This is a genomic window from Aeromonas schubertii (genome assembly GCF_000820105.1).
Lineage (GTDB): Bacteria > Pseudomonadota > Gammaproteobacteria > Enterobacterales > Aeromonadaceae > Aeromonas > Aeromonas schubertii.
The window spans coordinates 1-6,611 of record NZ_CDDB01000003.1; the positions used below are offsets into that span (position 1 = coordinate 1).

Consider the following 6,611-nt stretch of genomic DNA (forward strand, 5'->3'; position numbering starts at 1 on the left):
CGAAGAGGGGCTCTTCTACTTTCACGAGTTTGAAGCCGGCAAGCACCGCATCATCTTTGCCGACGATGCCGCAGCGGTGACTGCCGGCCCGGCGCTCTTCTTTAACCTCGGCAACCGCTCGCTGGAGCAGGGCCCCTATGTGCGCCAGTTCCACTATCGGGAGGCGGTGCGTCCAAGCGATGTGGAGCTCAAAGACTACAGCTTCAAGACCCCGGCCTATGCCCTTAGCCACAAGAAGGCGGGCAGCGAGCTCGACCATCAACGGGATACCTACCAGCACTTCGACTATCCGGGGCGCTTCAAAGAGGACCCGAGTGGCAAGGCCTTCGTCCAACACCGCCTCGATGCCCTGCGCAATGACGCAGTCAGCGGTAGCGGCAAGTCCAACAGTGCCGCGCTGCTGCCGGGGCAGTTCTTCTCGCTCACCGAGCACCCGAACGCCAGCCTGAACTGCGACTGGCAGATAGTGCACATCAGCCACACCGGCGAGCAGCCCCAGGCCCTGGAAGAGGAGGGGGGCAGCGGCCCGACCGTCTATCACAACGAGTTTGGGGTGGTGAAGGCGAGCACCACCTGGCGCCCGCAGATCCCCCACAAGCCCATGGTGGACGGGCCGCACATCGCCACCGTGGTGGGCCCCGAGGGGGAAGAGATCTACTGCGACGAGCACGGCCGGGTCAAACTGCAATTCCCGTGGGACCGCTATGGCGAGAGCAACGATCAGAGCTCCTGCTGGGTGCGGGTGAGCCAGGGCTGGGCCGGCGGCCAGTACGGCATGATGGCCATCCCGCGCATCGGCCACGAGGTGATCGTGAGTTTTCTGGAAGGGGATCCGGACCAGCCGATTATCACCGGGCGTACCTATCACGCCACCAACCGGCCGCCGTACCCGCTTCCGGCCAACAAGACCCGCACCGTGCTGCGCACCGAGACCCACCAGGGTGAGGGCTTTAACGAGCTGCGTTTCGAAGACCAGGCGGGGCAGGAAGAGATCTATATCCACGGTCAGAAGGATCTCAACGCACTCATTGAAAACGACGTGGCCTGGCACATCAAACACGATGAGCATCGGGATATCGACAATGAGCGGGTGACCCGCATCAAGGCCAACGACCACCTGACGGTGGAGGGTGAGAAGCGCGACCAGATCAAGGCGGACTACTCGCTGACGGTCGATGCCAGCCTGCACCAGAAGCTGGGGCAGTCGCTGCTGGTGGAGGCGGGCTCCGAGGTACACATCAAGGTGGGGGAGAAGCTGGTACTGGAAGCAGGCTCTGAGATCACCCTCAAGGGGGGGGGCAGCTTTGTCAAAGTAGACCCGAGTGGTATCAAGCTGGTCGGTCCCGCTATCAACCTGAACGCAGGTGGCAGCGCGGGATCGGGCTCGGGGTGGGGGGGGAAAATGCCTATAGATCCAAAGAAATTGCAGGATATTGTTCTTCCCAGAGAAGGCGCTTTCCAAAAAAATGCGTTGCGCTTCACTGCAGAGCACGCGAATGTTTTGCTGGGGGATGTTTTTTGCGGAGAGATGTATCTGATTAAAGATGCACAAGATAACACTATATCCTCTGGTCGTATTGGTGAAGATGGTAAATTGCCTATTTATGTGCATGATGGTGACCCACAAGAAATGACACTTTATGTAGGTGAACTTACATGGGAAAACGAAGAGCTATCATGGGGGCTACCTATTTATGGTCAAGATGAAGTCAACGATGAGGATATTGATTGGAGTGAAGTTGATGATTTTTATTTTACAAAGTTGGAAGATGATGCTGATGGCTTGATTGATTTTTGGGGTAATGATGAGTCGATTAAAGGGGCCGAGTCATGAGTTTATGGATAACTTGTCACTATGATGGCAAAACAAAAACAGCTCAATATCAGAATGCCCAAGGTGAGTGCTTGTTACGGCAGGGCGGCACATTACCTTGGAGAACTAATAATCCAGGTAATCTTAGACCCAAGATGGTTAATGGAAAACCATCCCCGAAGAAGGTTAAGACCCATATCGGGTTTGCAAAAACGAAAAGTAATGGATATTTCCTAATATTCCCAACTTATGAAATCGGATTTTCTGAGTTAAAAGCTAATTTGCGCAGAATGCATGGTGATAAGACCGTAGAGATAGGGATTAAATCTTACGCACCAGCACATGAGAATAACACATCAAAATATATTTCTGACCTGGAGCGTTTGTCAGGTGTTTCTGGCGATCGCATAATTAACTCATTAAATGAGTCTGAGTTAAATAATGTGGCGCTTGCGATAGAGAAAATAGAGGGATATCATAACGAGCAAGAAACACGGAAAGAAATAAAAACCAAACTTAGCCAAATAACATTATCTGATGGAGTAAAACCAATCAGTGGGCAAGTTGTAAAATTAAAAAGTAATGGTAAAGAAAAAAAGCTTATCACAGATTCATATGGTAGACTTCCTGTTATACCACATCACATTTTTTCAAATGCAATAGAGCTCTATATTTCAGATATCAAGAATGGTGCGGAGAAAAAATTAATATCTATAGATCCTGTTGGACCAGCAAAAAATATATTGTCGATATTCAGTGGTGTTATAGCTAAAGCTAAAACTAGGCCTGTTGAACCTCCTCAAGGACAAATATTTCCAGAGCGTAAAAAGTTTCAATATACAATTAGATCTGGTGATTCTCTCTGGGCGCTAGCTGCGAAATTTAAAACTAGTGTGAGTGTCATATCAGAAACCAATGGTATAAAAGATCCTGCACGAATATATCCTGGTCAGAAAATTTGGATTTTACCTGAAGCAGAAACAGGGGCCGAAGTTAGAAAGGCTCCATCGGCCTTACCCAAAACACATAAAACTAACGCAATTACACAAATTAATACTGATGGCAGTCAAAAAAAATCCAAGCTAGTCGCAACTGTAAATGTAGAATCAACTCGAGATAGCAAGGGGAAGCCAATAGCCACAATCCCTGTTATGACAGAAGAGGCACCATGGATGCAGATTGCATTATCAGAGGCAAAAAAGTGGGCTGGGAAAGATGAAAGTATTATAACAAAAGATACAAATTATCATGTTTTAACAGGGCATAAATGGTTGAAGAGCTTGGTCGGAACAGAGAATGCGTGGTGCGCATCTTTTGTCAATTATTGTCTTCAACAAGTAGGCTATCCTAAATCAAAAAATTCATTTAGGGCTCGATCGTTTATAGAGGATGGAGTAAATTTCAAGAAAGTTGATACACCAGTGTATGGTTGCATTGCAAGTAATGGGAGTCATGCGACATTTGTTTACGGTGTCAATGATAAAGGCGCAATAATTGGGCTTGGTGGTAATCAAGGGAACACAATAAAATTTTCTCCATTTAATAAAATGAAATATTTCATCCCTGTCGCCTACTCGAAAATGTATGATAAATCAAAGACGGTGAGACTTAAAAAATATAGTGTCGATGACTTGAATAAAAACTTATCAATTAATCGCGCAACAGTGAAGAATGAAGGTACAAGATGATTAGATTAATTTTCGTTTTTCTGTTTATCTCTGCATCAATGCCAGCTTTTTCATATGAAAAATTGTGGGGGAGTGGAAATGATGTCTTTATGTTTTCATTCCTTGTTAATCAGAACGGTGATAATTTGGAACTGCTATCTGAAGGTAGATACAATAATAACGTCGAATTTAAAATTCATGATTATGTGCATAAATGTGAAACTGATGCAGAAATCTCATTGATTGATAGTTCTGTCGAATATAAAAATATCAACAATCTTTCAACGCTGTTGTTTGCCTACAAAATAGGCTGCGTAGGTGGGATCGAACCATATAATATCAAATATTTTGCTTTCCAAGATGGAAAGAAGTATGCGTTACGTGGAGAGGAAGCGATTATGACGCCAGAGGGAGTATTTGGCGGGGAAAATGGTCCGTCACCAAGCGTTAATTTAAAGAGGAAAAAGGAACTTATGGATTATATGCTTTCAAAATGGCGTATTTTTTCATTGCGAAAATATAAAGAATGATTGCATTGAACGTAATTCTGGGACACCCACCATTTTGATCGGGGCGTAGCTCGAAGCCGGCAAGCACCGGGTGGTGTTTGCCGACGACGCGGCAGTGAGGATTCTGGGATGAGGATTCTGAGAGGATTCTGGGACACCCACCATTTTGACAGAGGCATAATGGCCTGCTTGGCTTGAAGCATCACTGCCGAGGAACTCGCCATGACCATCGCCCGCTCACGTCAAATCAGCCTGCAGGATACGCCCTACTACCACGTGGTGAGCCGCTGTGTGCGGCGGGCCTTTCTGTGCGGGGAAGATGCTCATTCGGGCCAGAGTTACGAGCATCGACGCCTGTGGGTGGTTGACGAAATTCTGGGACACCCACCATTTTGACAGGGGCGTAGCGCTTTGCGGGAAAATGCTGAGAAATTCTGGGTCACCCACAATGGGAGCTCTGTGGAGGATTCTGGGACACCCATCATTTTGACAGGGGCGTAGCACTCTGCTGGACTTGCAGCATCACTGCCGAGGAACTCGCCATGACCATCGCCCGCTCACGTCAGATCAGCCTGCAGCAGAATGGTGGGTGTCCTTAAATCTTGCATGTTGAGGTATATTCTGGTCAGGCTGGTCGTGATTTAAAAGTACCATTGACAAATAGAGGCATTATCCCTTATCAACGTCGCGAAGATCTTGTTGATGCAATAGACGTTTTAAAAGAAGGTTATCATAATAGTTTTGGGAGAGACGAAAACAAAAGTACTATCCGCAAGCCGGCCGCTGAATGGAAAACATCAGCACAAGGGATCGCTTTTATCAAAGCTTGGGAAAGTACTGAAATCAAAGATGGTAAGCATATTCCCTATAATGATTCTAAAGGTTATTGTACTATTGGATATGGTCACTTGATCGAAAAGCAACGCTGTGAGGACATTTCTACCCCTAGTCACTTTGCACATGGGATAGATGAGGAAATGGCTCTTGGAATATTCAGAGATGATCTGGCTGAATTTGAGCTAGCAGTAGCCAGAGATGTAAAAATTGACCTGTCACAGAATGAATTTGATGCATTTGTTAGTCTGCTGTTCAATACAGGGGCTAATTTTCTTTCACCCATTATTGGCAAGGATCCTAAATTACGACAGAGTATAGTTAATAGGGATTATGAAGGAATGGCCAAAGAATTTCTTGATATTACCAATGGTGGTGAAAAGGGCCTAGTGAAACGGCGTAAAGCAGAAAATAATATTTTTTTAAACAATGTATATGATTCTACGCACTAGTATCTTAGAGGGTGACTCCATGAGGATTTATCTAGGCATAATTTTGAGCTTGTTTTTTTTTGTATCTGATAGTTATGCCAATGAGTATTTTTTTAAAAAAATTTCAAGTAAAAATAGCACGCCAGAGTCAATTGGTAATTTGACTTTATCTGAGAGTAAAAACATTGCACTACAGGAGGCGATGTTACATAGCAAGATTATATTGGATAGGGGGGTTCTTTCTATTCCTGGGATTTGTAAAGTGAATATGCGCTCTGATCTTCCTAAAAAAAGAGGGCAATCTGATTTAGATAGCATTCATCATGTAAGAGAAAGCGCTGGTGATAATGGAGAATACAAAGGAGTACAAGATGATGAAATTGACTTTATAACACGTTCTGAGCCATTGCTTGATGGAGGGAGTGAATGTGAGTTTCTGTACCGTTTTGCTATAAAAATTGGAAGTGATCTTATTTTCTATAATAATGGGTGGAATGTCATCTATACTTCCAACTCTAACAGTAAAGGCTTGCAAGAACCTATCTATGATAAAGAAAAATACAAAATTGGTGATATAATCTGTACTATCATTCGAGATAACGATGGTGATTATGAAAGAAACGATCGTTGTATATATAATGGCTCTCTAGATTCTGCATACCAGCAGTTTTATGTACATAGCTTAAATGACGGTAGCGGATGGGGCTCTCTCCTACCTAGTTATAAAGATGTGATCTCGCATTTTCGTAGTAAAAAAAATAATAAGTTTACAATTACACCTTCAAAAAATAATAATAAATCAGGTGAAATGTCTATAGCGTATACGATGCCGACAAAGAATTCTATTCAGTTGCTTAGTTCTATGGAGGGCGGAGAAACACAAGTTTATTTTGAAGAAAATAGTGGGTTGACAAAAATAGAAATAAATAGTTCACCAGATTGATATTAGCAAGATTCTGGCGAAGGTGAGGATTCTTGGACGCCCACCATTTTGACAGGGGCGTAGCGCTCTGCTGGACTTGAGGCCTCATTGCCGAGGAACTTGCCATGACTATCGCCCGCTCACGTGGAGGATTCTTGGACACCCATCATTTTGACAGGGGCGTAGCACTCTGCTGGACTTGCAGCATCACTGGCGAGGAACTCGCCATGACCATCGCCCGCTCACGTCAGATCAGCCTGCAGCAGAATGGTGGGTGTCCTTAAATCTTAAAAGCGATCTGGCGTTTGTGAACCGCCTCGCCGCCGAAGAGGGGCTCTTCTACTTCCACGAGTTTGATGAGTTCTGGGACACCCACCATTTTGACAGGGGCGTAGTGCTCTGCTTGTAGTGGCATGTAGTGGCATAGTGAATTTG

General features: G+C 45.2%; 6 protein-coding genes and 1 pseudogene. All 7 read left to right on the top strand.

The features are described 5' to 3' along the window. Positions 1–1,834: type VI secretion system tip protein TssI/VgrG (gene tssI, locus BN1133_RS01265; RefSeq protein ID WP_050664756.1), on the top strand; the 1,834-nt coding region annotated here is incomplete at its 5' end. Beyond that, positions 1,831–3,501, top strand: a complete 1,671-nt coding sequence (locus tag BN1133_RS19450) for a TIGR02594 family protein (RefSeq protein ID WP_082177853.1) — start codon at positions 1,831–1,833, stop codon at positions 3,499–3,501. The genes tssI and BN1133_RS19450, both read left to right, overlap by 4 nt. Beyond that, complete coding sequence (locus BN1133_RS19930) at positions 3,498–4,010, top strand: M949_RS01915 family surface polysaccharide biosynthesis protein (protein ID WP_153006674.1); 513 nt, start codon at positions 3,498–3,500, stop codon at positions 4,008–4,010. Before BN1133_RS19450 ends, BN1133_RS19930 begins: the two co-directional genes overlap by 4 nt. Positions 4,011–4,211: 201 nt before the next feature. Then, positions 4,212–4,364, top strand: a pseudogene (locus BN1133_RS19455) (alpha-amylase family glycosyl hydrolase); the annotation flags it as partial. A gap of 227 nt (positions 4,365–4,591) precedes the next feature. Then, complete coding sequence (locus BN1133_RS19460; protein WP_160327883.1) at positions 4,592–5,275, top strand: lysozyme; 684 nt, start codon at positions 4,592–4,594, stop codon at positions 5,273–5,275. Between the two features lie 19 nt (positions 5,276–5,294). Further along, complete coding sequence (locus tag BN1133_RS19935) at positions 5,295–6,197, top strand: hypothetical protein (RefSeq protein WP_153006673.1); 903 nt, start codon at positions 5,295–5,297, stop codon at positions 6,195–6,197. Positions 6,198–6,375: 178 nt separating this feature from the next. Next, positions 6,376–6,585 (top strand): contractile injection system protein, VgrG/Pvc8 family, encoded by a 210-nt coding sequence (locus BN1133_RS20555; RefSeq protein WP_160327882.1) that lies wholly within the window; start codon positions 6,376–6,378, stop codon positions 6,583–6,585. Positions 6,586–6,611: the final 26 nt, after the last annotated feature.